At 41.0% G+C, this 21,125-nt stretch carries 17 protein-coding genes; 3 read left to right on the top strand and 14 right to left on the bottom strand.

The annotated features are described in order from the left end of the window. Positions 1 to 9: 9 nt before the first annotated feature. The 6 genes from pyrR to DR017_RS14060 all read right to left on the bottom strand — a co-directional run bounded on the left by pyrR (position 10) and on the right by DR017_RS14060 (position 7,899). Entirely contained in the window at positions 10 to 552 is a 543-nt protein-coding gene (gene pyrR / locus DR017_RS07980; protein ID WP_002677788.1) for a bifunctional pyr operon transcriptional regulator/uracil phosphoribosyltransferase PyrR, read from the bottom strand. A gap of 9 nt (positions 553 to 561) precedes the next feature. Further along, positions 562 to 3,033, bottom strand: coding sequence for an O-antigen ligase family protein (locus DR017_RS07985; protein ID WP_002677659.1), 2,472 nt, complete (start codon positions 3,031 to 3,033; stop codon positions 562 to 564). A 94-nt stretch (positions 3,034 to 3,127) separates the two neighbouring features. Further along, positions 3,128 to 4,210 carry a DNA replication/repair protein RecF gene (gene recF / locus DR017_RS07990; RefSeq protein WP_002677741.1) on the bottom strand — a complete coding sequence of 361 codons (1,083 nt, stop codon included), beginning with the start codon at positions 4,208 to 4,210 and terminating at the stop codon, positions 3,128 to 3,130. A 134-nt stretch (positions 4,211 to 4,344) separates the two neighbouring features. Then, on the bottom strand, positions 4,345 to 5,253 hold the full coding sequence (locus tag DR017_RS07995; RefSeq protein WP_002677885.1) for a hypothetical protein: 909 nt from the start codon (positions 5,251 to 5,253) through the stop codon (positions 4,345 to 4,347). Between the two features lie 184 nt (positions 5,254 to 5,437). Further along, positions 5,438 to 7,435, bottom strand: a complete 1,998-nt coding sequence (gene uvrB, locus DR017_RS08000) for an excinuclease ABC subunit UvrB (protein WP_002677978.1) — start codon at positions 7,433 to 7,435, stop codon at positions 5,438 to 5,440. 125 nt (positions 7,436 to 7,560) lie between these two features. Then, positions 7,561 to 7,899 (bottom strand): hypothetical protein, encoded by a 339-nt coding sequence (locus tag DR017_RS14060; RefSeq protein ID WP_002677772.1) that lies wholly within the window; start codon positions 7,897 to 7,899, stop codon positions 7,561 to 7,563. Between the two features lie 484 nt (positions 7,900 to 8,383). On the opposite strand from DR017_RS14060, the gene DR017_RS08010 reads away from it, so the two are divergent. Further along, positions 8,384 to 10,579: a S9 family peptidase gene (locus DR017_RS08010; protein WP_002677767.1), complete on the top strand. Its 2,196-nt coding sequence runs from the start codon at positions 8,384 to 8,386 to the stop codon at positions 10,577 to 10,579. Between the two features lie 44 nt (positions 10,580 to 10,623). Next, positions 10,624 to 12,027, top strand: coding sequence for a peptide MFS transporter (locus tag DR017_RS08015; RefSeq protein WP_002677997.1), 1,404 nt, complete (start codon positions 10,624 to 10,626; stop codon positions 12,025 to 12,027). Positions 12,028 to 12,324: 297 nt separating this feature from the next. Here the strand turns inward: DR017_RS08015 and DR017_RS08020 are convergent, their stop codons facing one another. Together DR017_RS08020 and DR017_RS08025 are read right to left on the bottom strand one after the other, a co-directional pair. Next, entirely contained in the window at positions 12,325 to 13,104 is a 780-nt protein-coding gene (locus tag DR017_RS08020) for a lipocalin family protein (protein WP_002677803.1), read from the bottom strand. Positions 13,105 to 13,272: 168 nt separating this feature from the next. Beyond that, entirely contained in the window at positions 13,273 to 14,052 is a 780-nt protein-coding gene (locus tag DR017_RS08025) for a lipocalin-like domain-containing protein (protein WP_002677956.1), read from the bottom strand. A gap of 351 nt (positions 14,053 to 14,403) precedes the next feature. Between DR017_RS08025 and aspA the strand changes: the two genes are divergently transcribed. Further along, the gene (gene aspA / locus DR017_RS08030) at positions 14,404 to 15,795 is read left to right on the top strand and encodes an aspartate ammonia-lyase (RefSeq protein WP_002677859.1); all 1,392 of its coding nucleotides are present in this window, start codon (positions 14,404 to 14,406) and stop codon (positions 15,793 to 15,795) included. A 95-nt stretch (positions 15,796 to 15,890) separates the two neighbouring features. On the opposite strand, the gene DR017_RS08035 is transcribed toward aspA, so the two are convergent. The 6 genes from DR017_RS08035 to DR017_RS08060 all read right to left on the bottom strand — a co-directional run bounded on the left by DR017_RS08035 (position 15,891) and on the right by DR017_RS08060 (position 21,068). Next, positions 15,891 to 16,721: a helix-hairpin-helix domain-containing protein gene (locus DR017_RS08035; RefSeq protein ID WP_002677907.1), complete on the bottom strand. Its 831-nt coding sequence runs from the start codon at positions 16,719 to 16,721 to the stop codon at positions 15,891 to 15,893. Positions 16,722 to 16,740: 19 nt separating this feature from the next. After that, on the bottom strand, positions 16,741 to 17,478 hold the full coding sequence (rlmB, locus tag DR017_RS08040) for a 23S rRNA (guanosine(2251)-2'-O)-methyltransferase RlmB (protein WP_002677836.1): 738 nt from the start codon (positions 17,476 to 17,478) through the stop codon (positions 16,741 to 16,743). Between the two features lie 112 nt (positions 17,479 to 17,590). Continuing rightward, a complete protein-coding gene (locus DR017_RS08045; protein WP_002677712.1) occupies positions 17,591 to 18,358 on the bottom strand; it encodes a hypothetical protein in 768 nt (255 codons plus the stop codon). Between the two features lie 213 nt (positions 18,359 to 18,571). Then, a complete protein-coding gene (locus DR017_RS08050) occupies positions 18,572 to 19,324 on the bottom strand; it encodes a hypothetical protein (RefSeq protein WP_040360738.1) in 753 nt (250 codons plus the stop codon). A gap of 83 nt (positions 19,325 to 19,407) precedes the next feature. Next, a complete protein-coding gene (locus DR017_RS08055) occupies positions 19,408 to 19,728 on the bottom strand; it encodes a hypothetical protein (protein ID WP_002677831.1) in 321 nt (106 codons plus the stop codon). A gap of 185 nt (positions 19,729 to 19,913) precedes the next feature. Next, on the bottom strand, positions 19,914 to 21,068 hold the full coding sequence (locus DR017_RS08060) for a serine hydrolase domain-containing protein (RefSeq protein ID WP_002677949.1): 1,155 nt from the start codon (positions 21,066 to 21,068) through the stop codon (positions 19,914 to 19,916). Positions 21,069 to 21,125: the final 57 nt, after the last annotated feature.

The raw sequence follows: 21,125 nt of genomic DNA on the forward strand, positions 1-21,125 counted from the left end.
AAAAAAGTTTTACTTATTAATTACTTGAACGGAATTGTTGTTCCAATTCACGATTACACGTTCGTTGTTGATAGCATCTACCTGCTTGCCGCTGTAATCGGGCTGGATAGGCAGTTGACGGCTAAAGCGTCTATCGATAAGCACTAAGAGTTCTATTTCGGAAGGGCGACCAAAACTTTGTATGGCACTAAGAGCCGCACGGATGCTCCTACCGGTATAGAGCACATCGTCAATGAATACCACTCGCTTGTTTTCCACAATGAAATCGATAGCGGTAGAGTTAGCCTCTAAAGGTTTGCCCGTACGGCGGAAATCGTCACGGAAGAAAGTAATATCCAACAGTCCTAAAGAAATATTAGGCACGTGGTATTCCTCGGTAAGGAGCTTTACCAAACGCTGGGCTAAGTGAGTGCCGCGAGGCTGTATACCGATGAAAACTGTATCGGAAAAATCGTTGTGGTTTTCAATCAGTTCACAAGCAAGGCGATGGAGCATCACTTGGAGTTCCTTATCACTGATAATTTGCTTAGTATAAGTGTTGTCGACAGTCATTATACGTGTTTAAAAGGTAAGTGTATTCAAATTTTTCTGTGCATCGGCATTACCTTCGGCGGCAGCCTTTTGGAAAAAGGCTTTGGCGTTAGCTCTGTCACCCAACATATAGTAACAAGAGGCGCGATAGTTGTTTAACACAGGATCTATTGGAATACCAAGTTGTTCCATTTGGGCAATATCGTTGATAGCACGTTGATACTGCTGAGTGTTGTAGTAACTAATAGCACGGTATTTAAGTCCATCGATATGAGCGGGTACTTTTTCCAAGAATTTAGTAAATACAGGGATAGCCTCGGCATATCGTTGTTGCAAATAGAGTTGCATAGCCTCGCTGTAGAGGGGAGCAAATTGTTCTACTTGCATACGCGAAATAATTTTGTTGCGATTGTTGATGATTTCCTGATTGGTAGGTAAATACACAAAAGCGGTATCTAACACGGCACGCGCTTCGGCAATTTGGTTATTTTTCTCCAATAGGTATGCCAAAGAGTTCCACGCTTGTACTTCACCGCGATTCGCCAAGCGACCATCTCTATCCACATCAACGTGGAAGATGCTTTTCAAACGTTTTCTCCACTTAGGTTCTTCTTTTTGTACGCTATCTTTTTCTAAACTCAAATACTGTTTGAGGAGTTTGATAGACTCTTGTTCTTTACCGAGATTGTTCAGTGCAAAAGTTTCCAAATTCAAACTACCGTAGAAATTAGGTTTGATCATTCGGGCTTTGTGAGCGTATTTGTAGATACTATCTAATTTCTTTTCAGGTTCCATAAAGTAGGAAACAGCCATAAAATACTCAGGGCGAGCATCGTAAGGATGATAGTGAATAGAGGAAAGGATTTTGCGAGCTTCATCAAATTTTTGTTCATCGATGAGGTAGCGCGCTTTTTCCACATCTACAGGTTCGGCAACAGCGGTGAGGTTAGGGATACGAGGGTAGTTGCGTATGAGGTAATCGGCAGGAGATTTAGGAGAGCGTACCCCTTGTTGTTCTTCTTTTACCATACGTTGGATTTTAGAAGAATCGAAGTACATTCTTTCAACAATCACTCCTAATACCATAGCCACTACAGCTACAGCTCCTATAAAACCTATAGCAAGCATAGGAAGTTTGCGTTCTTTGCTGTTTTTTCCAAAGTACAATACAGCTAAACCAACCGCTATCCCTACATAGATACCAAAGAGCGCTTGAATTTCGGGGCGGTCTTGAGGGAAGTTGAAGAAAGCATCGAACGAATAGGCAAAAAGCCCAAAGAGCGGCAAGAAAAACCACTGTTCTTGTTCAGAATTTTTATTTTTATATGTGCCTTTGATAAAATAGAAAGCCGCTAATAGGAAGATAGCCACAAACGCCAAACCTCCTAAAATACCCACTTCGGCAGTGAGTTCTAAGAAGTCGTTGTGGTTTTTATACATATAGATATAATGCGGGCTATAAGAGTTTTCATACTGCAAGAAGCGCACTTTCCAGTTACCAATACCCACACCGAGTAGAGGGTCGTTAGGAATCATATCGGTAGCAGTGATTACCCAAGCGGTTTTACGCAAGTTGTTACTAGCATTTTCTTGGTTAGCCACCTCAGCCAAACGCGCACCGAAACTAGTGCTTTGTCGTACTTCTTGAGGATATAGATAATTCTGTACAAAAGAGAAAATACCGAAAGCAATAACTACTAATCCTACGTGTATCAGTACTTTTACTCCTGTTTCGCGACGTTTGAGGATGAAAAAATCGATTGCCCCATAGATCACAAAAATCACCACAGTGAGGATTGTAGCCAAATAGAAGGTACGGGTACTCATAAAGAAGACCGCCAAAGTACCTAAAGTAAGTCCGACAGCTCCAATGAGACGCAAATAGTTTTCTCGGCGGAAGTAGAACAGCCATACTGCAAAAGGAATCTTGATAAATATAGCAGAAGCTAAGATGTTTTTATTAGAATATGAACCTTTGATAGCCAAATCGGTAGCGGTACCTCTGATGACCCCTTTGATACCGTCCATTGCTACTAAGAAGTCATAGCAAAGCAAAATTGTCATTGCTAAGGCTAAGACAACAATTCCTTCTTTGTAGTAAATCACCAAAGCGGAGACCATCCAAGCAGCAGAGAAAGCGGTGAATATTTTGAAGAAATGGAGGATAGCTTCTTCAGTATTGATAGCCTTGGAAAAAGAGAGCAGTGCCATTACCATTATGAGGCTATAGGCAATCCCCATTTTATTGGTAAAGAAGCCAAAGAGCACCTGAGTGCGTTCTCTAAATTCTTTGATAAAAAACACGAGAGCAACCACCACTAAGTTGAGGATTGCAAAGGTGTAGAATTTGGTAGCGTTAGAATCAAACGCCATCCAGTTAGGGGTGATTACCGTTACATAGCCATAGGCTATGAGCAAGAAAGTTGCTAACCATTTGATAGAGGTGTCTTGGGGTTGTGCTGCAACGGCAGCAGTAGAGGTTTTCTTGTTATTGGGTTTCATATTCAATTAACAATTAACGATTTATAATTAACAATTGTGATATTTCTTATATTAAGTTTATTTGTTAGAGAGCGTTTGCAAAACGCCTCTACTTTTAGGTTACTTGAATCAGTTCGTAGGCTAAACCGGTGCTTTTTACCACTGCTTCAGTGCGTTGCGAGTGGGTATCGGTAATGAATAGCTGTCCGAAATGTTTTTGAGTTACTAATTGCACTAATTGGGTTACCCGAGTATCGTCTAATTTATCGAATATATCGTCTAAAAGCACTATGGGGGTAATCCCTAATTCTTGTTGCAAAATTTTGAACTGTGAGAGCTTTAGGGCTATCAAAAACGACTTTTGCTGTCCTTGACTACCGTATTTTTTCATCGGGAAACCTTCAATTTCAAAGAGCAAGTCGTCTTTATGAATACCGCTTGTGGTGTATTGCGCACTGCGATCACGCTCGGCATTTTCGCGAAGTAGTGTTGCTAAATCGCTTTGGTGTAACTGACTTTCGTACTGCAAATTCACGCGTTCCTTCCCTCCTGATATATAGGCGTATTGCTCGCTAAAAACAGGCAAAAACTCTTCCATAAAAGCGCGTCGTTTTTCGTAGAGATGTTGCCCTAAGGGGGCTAATTGCTCGTCGTAAATACTGAGCGTTTCTACAGAAAATACTCCGTTTTCAGCCATTTGCTTTAGCAGGGTGTTGCGTTGCAAGAGGATGCGATTGTAACGCAAGAGCAGTTCTAAGTAAGCTCTATCGGTTTGTGAGATGACACTATCTAAAAACTTACGGCGGGTTTCACTACCTTCTACTATCAAGTCGCGATCGGAGGGGGAGATGATCACCATAGGGTATTTACCTATATGGTCGGCAAGGCGTTCGTAAGCTTTACCGTTGTGTTTCATCACTTTTTTTTGTCCTTTTTTGAGGCTACAGACAATCTGTTCTTCGCGGGTTTCGTTTTGAAACTGCCCCTCAATGAGGTAGAACTCCTCACCATGACGCACGTTCTGCACGGCACTTGTGGTGAAGTAGCTTTTTGCCATTCCTAAGTGATAAATAGCATCGAGGAGATTGGTTTTCCCTACGCCGTTATCACCTACAAAACAGTTGATAGTAGGGCTAAAGGCATACGTTTGTGAGGGTATGTTCTTGTAATTGACGACGGATATTTGTTTTAAAAACATCATTTGCAACGGCAAAGATACAAAACAATTGATAATTAACAATTAATCACTAACAAAAAACTTTGCCAAAGGTGCGAGCCACACGGGCTATCATCTTTGGCAAAGTGTATTTTCTAATTGAGGTTTAGATGTTTTTAGTAGGTGTATTCAGTAGTTTGGACAAGTGTTTCACCAGCAGTTTTGTCTTCAGGAACTGAATAAACTTTGATTTGGATAGGATAATCACCATCATACTGAATGTCGTAACGATGTACAGTTTTAGTAACTTTTGTTGAATTAGCAAGTTCAGTAGCTGTTACTGTTTTTTTGGTGATATTGTTAGGAGTAAGGAGTGATACAAAATGGTCTGGAGTAGTTTGTACTCTAAAGCTAACGTATTCAGGATTAATTTTAGTATCATACTCATAAACTATTTCATAGCTATGTGTAGCATCTCTGTACTCATCTTTCACTACATTACCATTAGCTCCTAAAGTATAAACATGCCATTCGTTTACATCATCTCCTTTTTTAGCTTTATCTACTGAATAAGAAGTTTTAGTAACTCTCACCACATTAGCGCTAGGATACTCAAAAGAAGTAGTAATATAATTCCCATCACCATTACTAGCAGGTTTTTCTACTTTTTTACTCAATTTACCATTGGCATACTCGTAATTCTTAATTGTATAAGGAAGTGTAACAAAAACCCTTTCTTCTTTTTCTAACTTTCCATTAGCATTGTACGAAAAGTTACTAAGATACCAAAGACTTGGCTCATCAGTAGGGTCTACTTTAGAAATCAAGCGGTTGTTACTGTCATAATTATACTCGTGGGTTTCTACTCTTCCATTAGTAGAAGAACCTTGATAAGTAGTAATTGTTTCTTTTTTGGGGCGAGTCGCATCTTGTAGTTCAAAGGTGCGCTCTACGCGAGTAGTACCTGTAATCTGAGTGATTTTTTTAGGGAATTTACCACTTGTGTGGTCATCTTCCTTGTCATCACTTTTGCTGCAAGCTACAATAGCTGCTGTTGCCATTAAGGCTAAGATTGTCTTTTTCATTGTACAATTGGTTTTTAATTAATGCGGCAAATATACAAAACAATTCGTAATCAGCAATTTTTTTAACATTTTAATTCAGGGAAATCTCAAAAAATCTTGGAGAGGCTCAGAGAGCATCAGAGAAAAAAATCTTTATTTATAGAGATTGTTATCAACTTTGGCAAAGGTGCGAGTTGCTAATTCCCTAATTTGCTAAATCCTGCAATCTTTTTAGTTCATCACGGTATTGAGCAGCTTTTACAAAATCCAGCTCTTTGGCAGCGGTTTCCATCAATTTACGGGTTTCTTTGATTTTCTTTTCCAACTCCTTAGCCGATAAATAGACTGATTGCGCTTCGGCTGCTGTGCGCTCTTTAAACGAAGGATCATAGTGAAATTCGGTTATAGGACTCTTGCTGAGGCTGTTCTCTATTTTCTTGTGCAAGGGCTGAGGCGTGATGTTGTGCGCTTTGTTGTAGTTCATTTGCTTTTCGCGGCGGTAATTGGTATCATCAATGGTGCGCTGCATACTATCGGTAATCTTATCGGCGTACATTATCGCCTTGCCATTTACGTTGCGGGCAGCCCGTCCTACGGTTTGAGTGAGTGAACGTGTGGAACGCAAAAAGCCTTCTTTATCGGCATCGAGGATAGCGACGAGCGACACTTCGGGCAAGTCTAAGCCTTCACGGAGGAGGTTTACCCCTATGAGCACATCAAAGAGTCCTTTGCGAAGGTCTTGCATAATCTCCACACGCTCTAATGTATCCACATCGCTGTGAATGTAACGACATCTAATACCAATGCGGGTGAGGTATTTGGTAAGCTCTTCCGCCATTCGCTTGGTGAGGGTGGTTACCAATATACGCTCGTCTTTCTCGGTGCGCAGTTGTATTTCTTCTACTAAATCATCTATCTGGTTGGCACTGGGGCGTACTTCTATTTCGGGGTCGAGCAAGCCAGTGGGGCGTATCACCTGCTCTACGTACACGCCTTGTGTTTGCTGGAGTTCATAGTCGGCAGGGGTAGCACTCACGTAAATCACTTGGTTTTGTAGCGCTTCAAACTCCTCGAATTTCAGTGGACGGTTGTCCATTGCAGCGGGTAAGCGGAAACCATATTCCACCAAATTTTCCTTACGACTGCGGTCGCCACCATACATCGCGTGCACTTGTGAGACGGTTACGTGACTCTCGTCAATCACCATCAAGAAATCATCGGGGAAGTAATCTATAAGGCAAAACGGACGTGTACCTGGCTCTCTACCGTCCAAATAGCGGGAGTAGTTCTCAATACCCGAACAATAGCCCAATTCGCGTATCATCTCAAGGTCGAACTCAGTGCGTTCTTTCAGCCGTTTGGCTTCTAAGGCTTTACCTGATGCCTCAAAAAACTCTACTTGTTTCATCAAATCTTGCTGGATGTTCCATATCGCTTTTTGGAGAATATCGGGGGAGGTAACGAACATATTCGCAGGGTAGATATTGAGGCTCTCGTAGCGGTCTAACACCTGATTAGTAGTAGGGTCAAACTGTTCTATTTCTTCAATTTCATCGCCAAAGAAGTGGATGCGGAAGGCATTGTCGTCATAGCCAGGGAAAACATCGAGCACATCGCCTTTGATGCGGAAGTTGCCGTGTCTAAATTCGGCAGTTGTGCGAGCATAAAGACTTTGTACCAATCGGTGCATTAGCTTGGTACGAGGGAGTATATCGCCTTGTTTGATTGTAATCACATTCTTTTGGAATTCCACAGGGTTACCGATACCATACAAACACGACACCGATGCCACGACCAGCACATCGCGTCTTCCTGACAGGAGCGCAGAAGTTGTACTAAGGCGCAGTTTTTCGATTTCATCGTTGATAGAGAGGTCTTTTTCTATATAAGTACCCGTAGTAGGGATATAGGCTTCCGGCTGATAGTAATCGTAGTAAGAAACGAAGTATTCCACCGCGTTATTGGGGAAGAAGGCTTTAAATTCAGAATACAACTGAGCCGCCAGCGTTTTGTTATGTGCCAGCACAAGGGTAGGACGCTGAATGCGTTCTACCACATTAGCGATAGTAAAAGTCTTTCCAGAGCCCGTAACGCCTAATAACACTTGGTACTTATCGTCGCGCTCTATACCTTTTACTAACTGGTCGATAGCCTGAGGTTGGTCGCCCGTAGGGGCAAAATCGGAAACTATATTGAATTTCATTATTTTAGATGTTATAAAGTAGGTTTAAAAAGGGGTACAAAAGTACTATTTTTTACTGAGATTGCCAAAAAGAGGAAAGTGAGTACTATATAAGCACACAAGCTATGAACTCGCAGTTTGAGACCTTACTTGAAAACAAACTTCGTTTGATGTGGTACTTTATAGCATTCGTACCTACTGCAATGGGTGCTAATAAATTCTATAATGCGTTCTATTTCATCATTGACATTCTCTTTGAAAAACGCAGTATCAATCTCTATAAAATGTTTATCAAAAGGCGTTGATGAAAACTTATTAAACTTAACCGTAGCTTTATTTTTCAAAACTATCACCATACTACTGTATTTTTTAGAAGGCTTTCGCATCATAACTCTCTTTCCAAATTTAATATGAGCAACCTCTTCCCACTTCACCATTCCCTGAATATATTCATCAAAAAGAATACCTTCATCAGTGAAAGTCATTTTGGGATTTTTTAATCGAAGAAAAAAGAACTCTCCTCTCAACGCCTTAAAAAATATAAACGCTATAAAAAACATTAGTAAGCCTATTGCTATATTTTTTCTTTCAAAAAAATATTCTGACCTATAGGACGTAATAATATAGAAAATCAAAGGCATTACTGAAAGTAACAAAAATACGATTGTATGAAAAATACTTTGCTTTTTACTCAAATGTATTGTAAGTGTTCCCATCGTTCATTAATTTATCTAACCCGTCGCGATAAGACGGCTCGTTTTGAGGTACAAAAATAGCACTTTTTATCAATATATCCAAAACTTGTAATCCATTAAAAATCAGATTAAAAAACCTCTCCCCAAAAAAAAGATATCAAAAAATTGCTGCTATCTCAAAAATTATTCCTAATATTGACGGCTCAAATCAATTACGAATGACGAGTTACGAATGACGAAATATACCTTACAAGTTACAAATGACGTATTACGAATGAGGAAATATACCTTACATAAGAACTTATATGGGCGCAAGGCTTTGTACTTTTGCGCACTTTTGCTTATCTGTTACTTATTACCTCTGTGTTTAAATGCTCAAACGCTTCAAGAGATTTGGACTAAGGGCACCTTCTACCCTGAACGTATGTTCAACCTCAAAGCACTGAAACACACCCCTCAATACACTGTATTAGAGTACAACCGCGAGAAACGCGCTCAGGAAATCAACCTCTACGATTTTGCAACGCTCACCAAAGTACAAACTCTGTTTCAAGCTAATGATAGAGTGAGTAGGATTGAAGGTTATGAATTTTCAGCCGATGAAAAAAAACTGCTTATCGCCACTCGTAAAGAGGATATCTACCGCCATTCGTTTATAGCCGATTATTTCCTATACGACCTCGCTACCGGCGACCTTAAAAAAGTGAGCGACAAGCGCATACAAGTCCCCACTTTTTCACCTAACGGCAAACAATTGGCTTTTGTATACGAAAACAATCTCTACTTATACGACCTCGCTACTGGCGAAGAAACCCAAATCACTACCGATGGACAAAAGAATGCTATCATCAATGGTACTGCCGATTGGGTGTATGAAGAAGAGTTCGGGATTGTGAAACTCTTTGCTTGGAATGCCGATGGCAGTCAGTTAGCTTTTATACGTTCGGATGAACGCAAAGTCCCTGAATTTTCAATGGATATCTATGGTTACGACCTCTACCCTACCCCTTATAAATTTAAGTATCCTAAAGCAGGAGAAGCCAACTCGGCAGTGAGTTTGCACATCTACACTTTAGCTAACCAATCGGTTGCCGATATACCCCTCAACGCCTATTATATCCCGCGTTTGCAATGGACAAACGACCCTCACAAACTCACAGTGCAAACCCTCAACCGCCACCAAAACGATTGGCAGTTAGTGCAAGTGAACAGTCTCACTAAAGAGGCTACTACTTTGGCAAAGGAAACAAGCGCTACTTATGTGAGTATCAATAGCGATATACTATTTTTGCCCGATAATAGCTTTATTTACCAATCGGAGAAAGACGGGCATAACCATTTTTACTATTGCAACGCCAAAGGAAAATTGGTACGCCAACTCACACGCGGCAATTGGGAAGTAACTGATTGTTATGGTTATGACCCTAAAACCCAACAGTTGTTCTACCAATCTACCCAAATAGGTTCTACCCGCCGAGGACTCTACGCAGTGAGCCTCAAAGGCAAAGCCCCTCGCGCACTCTCTACTGAGGCAGGCACGAACAAAGGCACCTTTAGCGGGGATTTCACTATGTATATCCACGCTTTTGCGAATGCCACTACCCCTCCACGTTATACGCTAAACGATACCAAAAGCGGCAAACAACTGAAAGAAATCGTTACCAATACGGAATACGCCCAGCGACTCAAAACCTATAATTTGCCCGAAAAAGAGTTTATGGAACTGAAAACTGCCAAAGGTACTTTCAACGCTTATATGCTCAAACCTAAGGATTTTGACCCTAAAAAGCAATACCCCCTCTTGATGTACCAATACTCAGGACCAGGTTCACAAGAAGTAGCCGACCAGTGGTGGGATATGAACGACTTTTGGCACGCATCGCTCACCCAAAAAGGCTATATAGTGCTATGTGTAGACGGTCGTGGCACGGGCTATAAAGGAGCAGATTTTAAGAAATGTACCTATCAACAATTGGGTAAATACGAAGTTGAAGACCAAGCAGAAGTCGCCCAGCTCGTAGGAGCTTATCCTTATATAGATAAGAACAGAATAGGCATTTGGGGTTGGAGTTTCGGTGGTTTTATGTCGTCTAACTGTCTGTTTCAAAAAGGCGATATATTTAAAATGGCGATAGCGGTAGCCCCTGTTACCAATTGGCGTTTTTACGACACTATTTACACCGAGCGTTTTATGCGCACCCCCCAAGAGAATGCCAAGGGTTACGACGAAAATTCACCGTTGTTTCACGCTGCCAAACTCAAAGGAAAATACCTGCTTATTCACGGTAGTGCCGACGACAATGTACACGTACAGAACGCAATGGTGCTGATAGAAACTTTAGTGAGTTTGCAAAAAGATTTCGATTGGCTCATCTATCCCGATAAGAACCACGGAATTTACGACAACACCGGCAGCACACGCTTTCAGTTATACACAAAAATGACGAACTTTATTGAACAAAATTTATAAACTGTAGAATTTTAATTTATAAACAAACCTTAATTTATTAATAAATGAATACAAACGTAGAAAATGAGAAGAAAAAGCACCCTAAGGGGCTTTATTTGGTGTTCCTAACAGGGATGTGGGAGCGTTTCAGCTACTATGGAATGCGCGGTATTTTGATGTTATACCTCACCAAAACGTGGCTTGAAGGCGGTTTGGCTTTCGATCCTTCCACCGCAAGTTTGATTTATGGTTTTGCAACCGGTCTTACCTATTTCACCCCACTGATTGGCGGATGGATAGCCGATAACTTCTTAGGACAACGCAGAGCGGTGTTGTTAGGAGGATTTATAATGTTCTTGGGTGAGGCAGCCCTCTTCGCTTGGACGAGCCACGCAGGACTTTATTTAGGACTCTTCCTACTCATCATCGGTAATGGATTCTTCAAACCAAATATTTCAGCCTTAGTAGGAGGACTCTATGAATCAGGAGATAAACGCCTTGACTCAGCTTTCTCTATTTTCTATATGGGTATCAACTTAGGGGCTTTCTTAGCGCCTCTTATCACTGGACTCCTCACCGACAATATTTTTGCCAAAACCGCTATTGATGCCAATACAGGTGAAGTAGCAATGTCGTTCGGGTACAAATTTGGTTTTGGAGCAGCGGCTATAGGGATGCTCATCGGTGAATTGATATTTATTTTCTTTGCACAGAAATATTTAGGCGACCTCGGTTTGAAAGCCAAAGGCTCTAGCAAAAAAGTAGTGGAACTTTCAGAAGCTGAAGCTCATAAACCACTTACTAAAGAAGAAAAAGAACGCATTACAGTAATCTTTGTTTATTTCTTCTTTGCTATCTTCTTCTTTGCAGGCTTTGAACAAGCAGGTTCATCACTTACCCTCTACACCGATAGTTATATCAACCGTGTGGTAGGTAGTTTTGAAATTCCTACCGCTTGGTTCCAATCGGTAAACCCATTGTTTATCGTGTTGTTAGCGCCAGTATTTGCAACATTCTGGGGTACTAAAATGGGACAACGCCTCACTACGCCTTTCAAAATGGGATTAGGTATGATCCTCCTTGGGGTAGGGTTCTTCTTTATGCTTGGTGCTGTGTACGAACGCGGTGGCGCTATAGGGGTAGACCCTAAAGATGTAGCTGTGAAAGCGAGCTTGGCTTGGTTGATACTCACTTACCTCACTCACACTATCGGTGAGTTGTGCTTATCGCCTGTAGGACTTTCTACTGTTACTAAACTTTCTCCTCCACGCTTAGCAGGACTTATGATGGGAGTTTGGATGATGGCTGCATTCTTTGCCAACTCTATAGGAGGGGTGATTGCTTCTTATGTAGAAAAACTCGGTGCGAGTGTAGTATTTGCTGCCGTATCAGGATTTGTAATCCTCTGCGGTTTAGGAATGATACTCCTCAACAAGAAACTTCAAGCGATGATGCACGGAGTAAAATAACAATTAACAGTTAACAATTAATAATTAACAATTAACGGTTAATAGATAACAATTAAAAAATCCCCTTGCGGTTACTACTGCAAGGGGATTTTTTTTGAATTATCTTTTTAAAATTTACTACTGGTGCAATTAATTTTATTCTCCCACGGAGTTCACTACAAAAGCAACTGAAAAATAGTTTTTTATCACTTCAAAATAAAAATAGTGAATGTTGTTTGTGATTTATCGGACGAGGCGGACGAGGCGGACGAGTCAGACGAGGCTGAAACCTGACACCTAAAACCTGACACCTGACACCTATTTTACTTTGGTAAAGTGCATTACTATACGTCCGTTATCTATAGCAAAGGTCATATAGCGGTTATTGTTGGAGAAATTGATATCCCAAAGTGTTTTTTCCGCTGGGTTGCTCACATTGTAGTACTTGCCCCCTTCCTTTATCCACTCATAGCTGTTTATCGTTTTATTACATTGCCCATTTTCTGGATAATTAAGGTATAGGGTAGCTCCCAAAGAGCTGGCTACTACAGCACCTTGCAAACATTTGCCATCTTGTACTATAAATTCTTGTTGTCCCACTACATATTTGGTCATTATCCAATATCCTACAAAAGGATCGAGGTAACTATAGTCTACCCCTTTTTTGCGAAGGATTTCTATTACTTCCTGTTGTTGATTATTTTTTAAATATATAAAAAGCTCTTTCCCTTTCATTTCGTATTTTATAGAGGTTTTAGCCCCTTTTCTTACGTTAGGTGAATCATTGGCAACCGTCATATTAAAAACGCCATTAGTAGCCGTATAATCGTAATATATAGGATAGTATTTACACTCAGAACCTTCTAAATAATAGTATTCGTGCTTTATTTTTTTATCCGAAATAGAATAATAAGTTTTTTCAGCACAATCGTTAGAACTTGTCCAGTTCCGTCCATTTCCATCGGGGTCGCTAAAAATGCTGTAAAGATACCAATCTCCGTTGAGCGAAGTGCTACCTCCGCCGTTGTCGTCGTCTTTCCCGCAAGAGGAAACGAATAATGCTGTGGCAACCAGTGCCGAAAAAATTAGTTTTTTCATATAATATTTGTATTATCCTCTCTCCCGTTCCCTCTCTCCCAAGGAGAGAGAGACAATCTGGTTAAGAGGGGTTAAAAAATAATGTTTAATGTTGTTTGTGATTTATCGGACGAGGCGGACGAGTCAGACGAGGCTGAAACCTGACACCTAAAACCTGACACCTGACACCTATTTTTCTTTGGTAAAGTGCATTACTGTGCGTCCGTTATCTATAGCAAAGGTCATATAGCGGTTATTGTTGGAGAAATTGATGTCCCAAAGTGTTTTTTTCGCTGGGTTGCTCACATTGTAGTACTTGCCCCCTTCCTTTACCCACTCGTAGGTGTTTATCGTTTTATTACATTGCCCATTCTCTGGATAATCAAGGTATAGAGTAGCTCCCAAAGGGTTGGCTACTATACTTCCGTACAAACATTTGCCATCTTGTACTATAAATTCTTGTTGCCCCACTACGTATTTGGTCATTCTCCAATACCCTATAAAAGGATCGAGGTAACTATAGTCTACCCCTTTTTTGTGAAGGACTTGTATTTCGTCCTGTTGTTGGATATTTCTAAAGCGAAGAATAAGTTCCTTGTCCTTTATTTCGTATTTTATAGAGCCTGTAGACCCTTTGTTTCCATAAGGTGAATCATCGGCAACCGTCATATTAAAAACGCCATTGGTAGCCGTATAATCGTAATATCTTGGAGTGTGTTTGCACTCAGAACCCTCTGAGTGATACCATTCGTGCTTTATTTTTTTATCGGAAATAGACCAATAAGTTTTTTCAGCACAATTATCAGGACTTGTCCATCGATATCCATAACCATTGATATCGTTATAAATGGTATGTACATACCAATCTCCGTTGAGGGAGGTGCTACCTCCGCCGTTGTCGTCGTCTTTCCCGCAAGAGGAAACGCATAATGCTGTGGCAACGAGTGCCAAAAAAATCAGTTTTTTCATATAATATTTGTATTATCCTCTCTCCCGTTCCCTCTCTTGCAAGGAGAGAGGGCAATCTGGTTAAGAGGGGTTAAAAAATAATGTTTAATATTGTTTGTGATTTATCGGACGAGGCAGAGGCGTCAGATAGGTCTGACGATCCTGAAAGCTGTCCCCTATCCCCTGACACCTATCATCGGGGCAAAGATAATAAAAAATAGTTTAATATCCTAATTTAAGTGTGTGGCAATAGATTTTCATTACCAAAAGTTTATACTTCTTTTTCTTTTTTATATCAGAAATCTTTCGTAATTTTACCGCGATTTTTTCTAATTCCTATTTCCTAATTTCTAACGACTAACAATAATAATTATGACAAAATTTAGAACAGAATCAGACCTTATCGGCGATTTGCAAGTGCCCGCCGATGCTTATTACGGTGTGCAAACTCAGCGTGCTATCGAGAATTTCCGCATTACCGGTACTAAAATGGGTGACTATCCTGCTTTTGTAAAAGCTATCGGCTATGTGAAACTCGCTGCGGCTCAAACTAATCACGCTTTGGGGCTATTACCCGATACACTCCTCAAACCTATTAGTGAGGCTTGTAAAGAAGTTATCGACGGTAAGTTCGACAGTCAGTTTCCTGTGGATATGATTCAAGGGGGAGCAGGTACTTCGGTGAATATGAATGCCAATGAAGTGATTGCTAACCGCGCTTTAGAGCTTATGGGCTACGAGAAAGGTGATTATTCGCACTGCTCACCTAACGACCACGTAAACCAATCGCAATCTACTAATGATGCTTATCCTACCACCGTAAAATTAGCGGTGATTATGATGAACAAATCACTCATCAAGAAATTGCAATCACTCATCGAGGCTTTCCGCAAAAAAGGACAAGAGTTCGCCGATGTAATTAAAATGGGACGTACTCAATTACAAGATGCAGTACCTATGACTCTCGGGCAAGAGTTTGAGGCTTTTGCAGCCAACTTAGAAGAGGAAATCGCTCGCTTGCAAAGCAATGCCAACCTTTTCTTGGAAATCAATATGGGAGGAACGGCTATCGGTACAGGACTCAATGCGCCTAAAGGCTATGCCAAACTATGCGCTGAGAACTTAGCCAAACTCACTGGCGATGCTTTTGTAACTGCTGCCAACCTCGTAGAGGCTACTCCTGATACTGGTTCTTACGTGATTTACTCATCGGCATTGAAACGTATGGCGGTGAAACTCTCTAAAATTTGTAACGACTTGCGTTTGCTCTCTTCAGGACCTCGTGCAGGACTCAATGAAATCAATCTTCCTGCTATGCAACCAGGTTCGTCTATTATGCCAGGAAAAGTAAATCCTGTAATCCCCGAAGTGGTGAACCAAGTGTGCTACAAGGTGATAGGCAACGACCTTACTGTTACTTTTGCTGCCGAGGCTGGTCAGTTGCAATTGAATGTAATGGAGCCTGTGTTGTGCCAAAGCATTATAGAATCAATCGTATTCTTAGAACGCGCTATCGATACTTTGCGCACTAAATGTGTGGAAGGCATCACTGCCAACCGCGAGGTGTGTCTCAATATGGTGAAAAATAGCATTGGTATTGTAACAGCTCTCAACCCACATATCGGTTATAAGAACAGTACCAAAATAGCCAAAGAAGCCTTACAAACAGGTAAATCAGTTTATGATTTGGTGTTAGCACACGGATTGCTCTCTAAAGAGAAATTAGATGAAGTGTTAGACCCTAAAAATATGCTACACAATTAGGTAATTAGCAAATTTGGAATTTAAAAGAGGCTGCCCATTGTTTGGGCAGCCTCTTTATTTTAATTGGTAAACAGCCTATGCGGCTCGCTCTAAATCTATTCGATATACAAATACAACTGCAAGCGGGCAATCCGTTCTTTATCAAACCCTTCGATTTGCAAAAGGTCATCAAAAGATTTGAGAGCGCCGAGTTCTGAGCGCAATCCTACAATCTTTTTGCCTTCGCCGTATTTCACATAGGGTATTTTGCTCAGTTCGTACATATTGAGCGCATTGATATTCTTTTTCTCAATCACAGGAGCGGTTTGTACCTCAAAACGTTCGGCTACACGCTGGTAGACCTCTTTGTCAAGTCCGTATACCTCAGCCACTTGGTCGATATAGGTAAAGCCGTGCAGTTTGTCTCGGTATTTCAAGATGCGGTTAGAAAATCCCTCGCCTATGCCGTAGATTTTCATCAGCGCTTCGACAGTAGCTGTGTTGATATCTTGTTTGGGAAAATGTTTAGGGGAAGCATACTCATAGTTATAAGCAGTTGTTTTGCGATTTTTCACCCAATCGGGGAATTTGAAAGAAGGGGCAATCTTAGCGAGCAGACTATCCGAAACACCCGTTACTTGCTGGAATTCTCGAGCAGAATTTACGTATCTATTCTGTGCACGAAAGGCTTGCAAACGGTCGATTTGCTCTGGAGTGAGCCCCAGTTTGAAGCCTTTATAATCGGTGATGAAATTAGGGTTAAAGGGATAGATGGTATCCTTTTTAAGGACAGTCGCGAGCGCCCTTAGCGAATCCATTTCGCGATAGCCCACCGTAGTTTCGACAGGGGTGAAAGTATGGCGGAATTCACAGTTGCGAAAGGCAAATTGCAGTGCAACGATAATAACGAGGAGCAGTATAACTCCTCGGGTTTGTTGGCGGTTCATTGGTGTTAGAGGTTAGGAGTTAGAGGCGTTGTTTTACTACTTCGTACAAGAAGACGGCACAAGCTACCGAAACGTTTAGCGAACTGATATCGCCTACCATTGGCAATTTGGCTTTGCTATCTACTACCTTCAACACAGCAGGTGATACGCCCACATCTTCAGCACCCATCACAATAGCGGTAGGCACGGTAAAATCTTCGGCATATAGCAATTGGTTTGTTTTTTCGGTCGTTGCCACTACCCTGATGCCACTGCCTTGCAGATAATACACGGCATCTACAAGGTTTTCGACCTTGCAAATAGGCACGCGAAACACAGCCCCAGCCGAGGTTTTGACAGTATCGGCGGTGATGCTCACACTGCCGCGCTTAGGAATGATAATCCCCGAAACGCCTGTACACTCTGCCGTGCGGATAATCGCACCAAAATTGCGTACATCCGAGAGGTGGTCTAACACGAGGAAAAGCGGTGTAGTTCCGCTTTCGGTAACCGAAATCACCAAATCCTCAAAATTGTGATAATCTACGGGGGAAAGATTTGCCACTACCCCTTGGTGGTTTTTCTTGGTAAGGCGGTTGAGCTTCTCAACGGGCACATACTGCACAGGCACTTGGGCTGCTTGCAGTAGGGGCATTAGCTCTTTATACAAACCGCCTTGTAAGCCTTTTTGCAAAAAGACTTTATCGATGGTTTTGCCTGCTTTGAGGGCTTCTATCAGGGCACGAATGCCGTATATTTGGGTTTCTTGTTCTTGCATATTGTAGTACGACGAGCGTTTATTTTTATGGTTATACTAAATTTGTGGCAAAAATACTAAAAACTTCTTCTTTCTACAAATATAGTCAAACAAAAGTAGATTGTGAATACGTTTATTTCAAAAACACCCCCCAATTCACTCCAAAGAATAAACAAAAAACGAATAATACAAGGAGTACTAAAATAGTTATTGTAACATTGGTCTCTATCTTTTTCCAACCTCCATAAATCCCATAAACACTCATACTTAACTGCAAAAATGGCTCTGTAGAAGTTATCATAGCTATAACAATAAAAGGTATAGTGATAACAGATACCCCTTTAGGTAGTAGATAAATACTTCCACATAAAATCGACATAAATAAAGTTGCAGCACCTATCAGAATCAAAAAACTTATACAGCTATGAGCTACATTCACTGAAGGGTGTTGCAGAATAAAAGGGCGTTGGGTTTTGGCATACTGCTCAGCTTTGGGTTGCTCGTCGATAGGTGTAAAATCGAGGTGTATTTTGTATTTAGGAATGGGGGTATTCACAAAGGCTTTCACTTCAGGCGTGAAGAAAATATTAGGATTAATCATCTTGAGGTCTTTGAGCAAACGCTGCATTGTATCACCATCCAACACATTGTAACGCAAGTATTGTGGTGCTTTGCCTTTCACAGCAAATTCATAGTAAATACAATAAGTAGTTGTGCCTCTATAGTAAGTTCCTTTTTCATAACATCGCACCGAGAGTATATCCTTTATTTTTATAGGTTTCATATTAGGGAGAGGAGTACAAGTAGTCCTCAGCACACCGTTTTCAATATGAACAGCGTGCTTGCAAAGCCCTAAAGAGAAGACTCTTAAAGCGGCACTAGCTTTGTATTTTCTTTCCATTTTTTATTTTTATTAAAAGCCCACGAATTTCACGAATTTAAGACTACACACCTCTCACATACTCCGCTGCGCTAACTCACTAACTTCCTTCAAAGGGATAACCTCCCCCCGTCACATACTCCGCTCTCGCGGACTTCCTCCAAAGGGGAAAATGCGATGCAAAAGTGATAACACTCTGTTAATCAAGGTTTATTATTTTTTTCAACTCTTAATTTATATTACAACTCCTAATGATCCAAATAACAGCCCTAAAAAGAGACAAATAGCAGCTATGTAAAGGTTTTTCTTTATTTTTCGCCAGCCATCAGAAGAACCATATAAAGCTAAAGACAGCCCCATCCCCACATTAAAAAGAGGAAAAAAACTTGCTGCCATTGGAGGAATGAACATAGAATTTGTTCTGCTTCCAAAACATCCTAATAAAACTCCCAAAACAATTGAATTCCCTATGAAAATAGGTGCCATAACTAAAATAATCATCAGCCAATTATGAGCTACATCCACTGAAGGGTGTTGCAGAATAAAAGGGCGTTGGGTTTTGGCATACTGCTTAGCTTGGGGTTGCTCGTCGATAGGTGTAAAATCAAAATGAATTTTATAGGGCTTAATATATGTATTCATAAATGCCTTTATTTCAACAGAATACTCAACCTTAGGATTGAGCTGCCTTATATCTTTTAGTAGCTGTTGCATTTCTTTGGCGTCGAGCACATAAAACCTTAACAAACGATGTTCTTCACCTTTTACAACAAATTTATAATAGGTTTCATCTACATACCCTCCTTTTGCCCATACTTTTTTAGTATAACACTGTATACAAGTAATATTCTCTATTTTAATAGGTTTTATCCTAAACAGAAAACCACAAGTAGTACGCAACACCCCGTTTTTAATACTCACGGCGTGTTGAAAAATTCCTAAAGAGAGGACTCTTAAGGCGGTACTGGCTTTGTATTTCCTTTCCATTTTTTATTTTTATTAAAAACCTACAGATTGCACGGATTTTTACACATTTAGGACTACATATCTCTTACTTCTTACCTCTTACCTCAACAAAACTCCCATTCTAATTGGTTTTTGGGATTTTCGGCTTCCCAATAGCGTTTCCACTGCTCTAAATCGGCAGTGATTTCGTGATAAACAGGCAGTTTTTTCAAGGCTCCACTGCGCATAAAAAGTATCTTTATCTTGCGATACCCTACATCCGATGAAAATATATGCCACATCGTATCATTGATATGAGGCTCCTGACCGGTATGAATGAAAAAAGCATCGTTGAGTGCCTCTATAAAACCTATATAGGTTCTGCACTTACTCGCCTCCACCATCGCGATATATTCTTTTTCTTCTTCAAAAGGAAAATCTTTCATAATTATAGTCAAACAAAAATAAATTGTGAATAAATCGTAGCCCCTGCCCAAAAGGTTTTATTAGTGTGGGCGTTTGCAAAACGCCCCTACAGCACTGACCCCTGACCCCTGATACCTGACCCCTGATACCTGACCCCTGATACCTGACCCCTGATACCTGACCCCTGATACCTGATACCTGATACCTAAATCCTGATCCCTAACATCTTATACGCCTCATCGATATAGTCGTAGATGTCTTGAGGGTAGATAGTTTCTTCGGAGGGTTTGGAGGCAGTGTCGTGTCCTAAGCGCACAATGATAACATCATCCGTAAGATTGGCAATCACATATTGCCCTAAGTGTCCGCGCATCATAAAGAAGTGAATCCCTTTATAGTCTAACAACCACCAGCCATAACCATACTGCGGACTCTCGGCAAAGCGCGGTTGCACTGAGGTGGCTACAAAAGTGGAGTCTAACAACTGTTTGCCATTCCATTTGCCGTGGTCTCGATAGAGTTTCCCCAAACGGGCGAAATCACGTGCATTAGAGGCAATACAGCAATACGCTTTTTCCAATCCGCTCTCCTCGCTATCCAATTGCCAAAGCGCATCACTCTCACAACCCATTGGTTGCCAAAGACTCTCAGTGAGGTATTGAGTAAGCGTTTTGCCTGTAGCTTTTTCTAAAACCATCCCCAATAGAAAAGTATTTCCACTGAGGTATTTAAACGATTTGCCTGGGGATGACGTAATTTTTAAGTGCAACATCTTCTCGCGGAATTCCTTGTCAAAATAAGCGCGAGTAGTGATAGAGAAAGGGTTGTAGTACGACTCGTCCCAATCGAGACCCGACGCCATAGAAGAGAGGTCGCCTACGGTGAGTTGTGCCGCCAAACCTTCTTTGTATTCAGGAAAAAAATCGCTCACTTTTTGGTCGAGGCTCTTGATATAGCCATCGGCAATAGCCCTACCCAAAAGTGCTGACACATAGCTCTTCGCCATAGAAAACGAATTGCTCATACTTTTAGAATTGTAGTTATCAAAATACTGTTCGTGCCAAATGCTATCCCCTTTGATGATGAGAAAAGCCACAGTGCCGTATTTTTGATGTGCATTTTGCAGTTCGGGAGTTTCGGGAGTTTTGTTGTAATCCAAAGAAATCGCCCAAGGGTGAGCAGCGGAACTTTTGGCAATCGTACGATTGTCAAAATACGTATAATCATCGAGAAAAGTAGTGGTATGTCCTGTGCCATAGACCATTGCCACTGCTTTGAGGATATAGCCATAGCCAGTGAGGTAGAGCGTAGCTATCACTAAACACAAGAAGCAAAGCAAACCTAATAAAAACTTTTTCATAGAGAAGCATTTTTGTTACTGCCGACAAAGATACTACATAATTAGCGAATTAACAAA

This window comes from Capnocytophaga sputigena, assembly GCF_900446695.1.
Lineage (GTDB): Bacteria > Bacteroidota > Bacteroidia > Flavobacteriales > Flavobacteriaceae > Capnocytophaga > Capnocytophaga sputigena.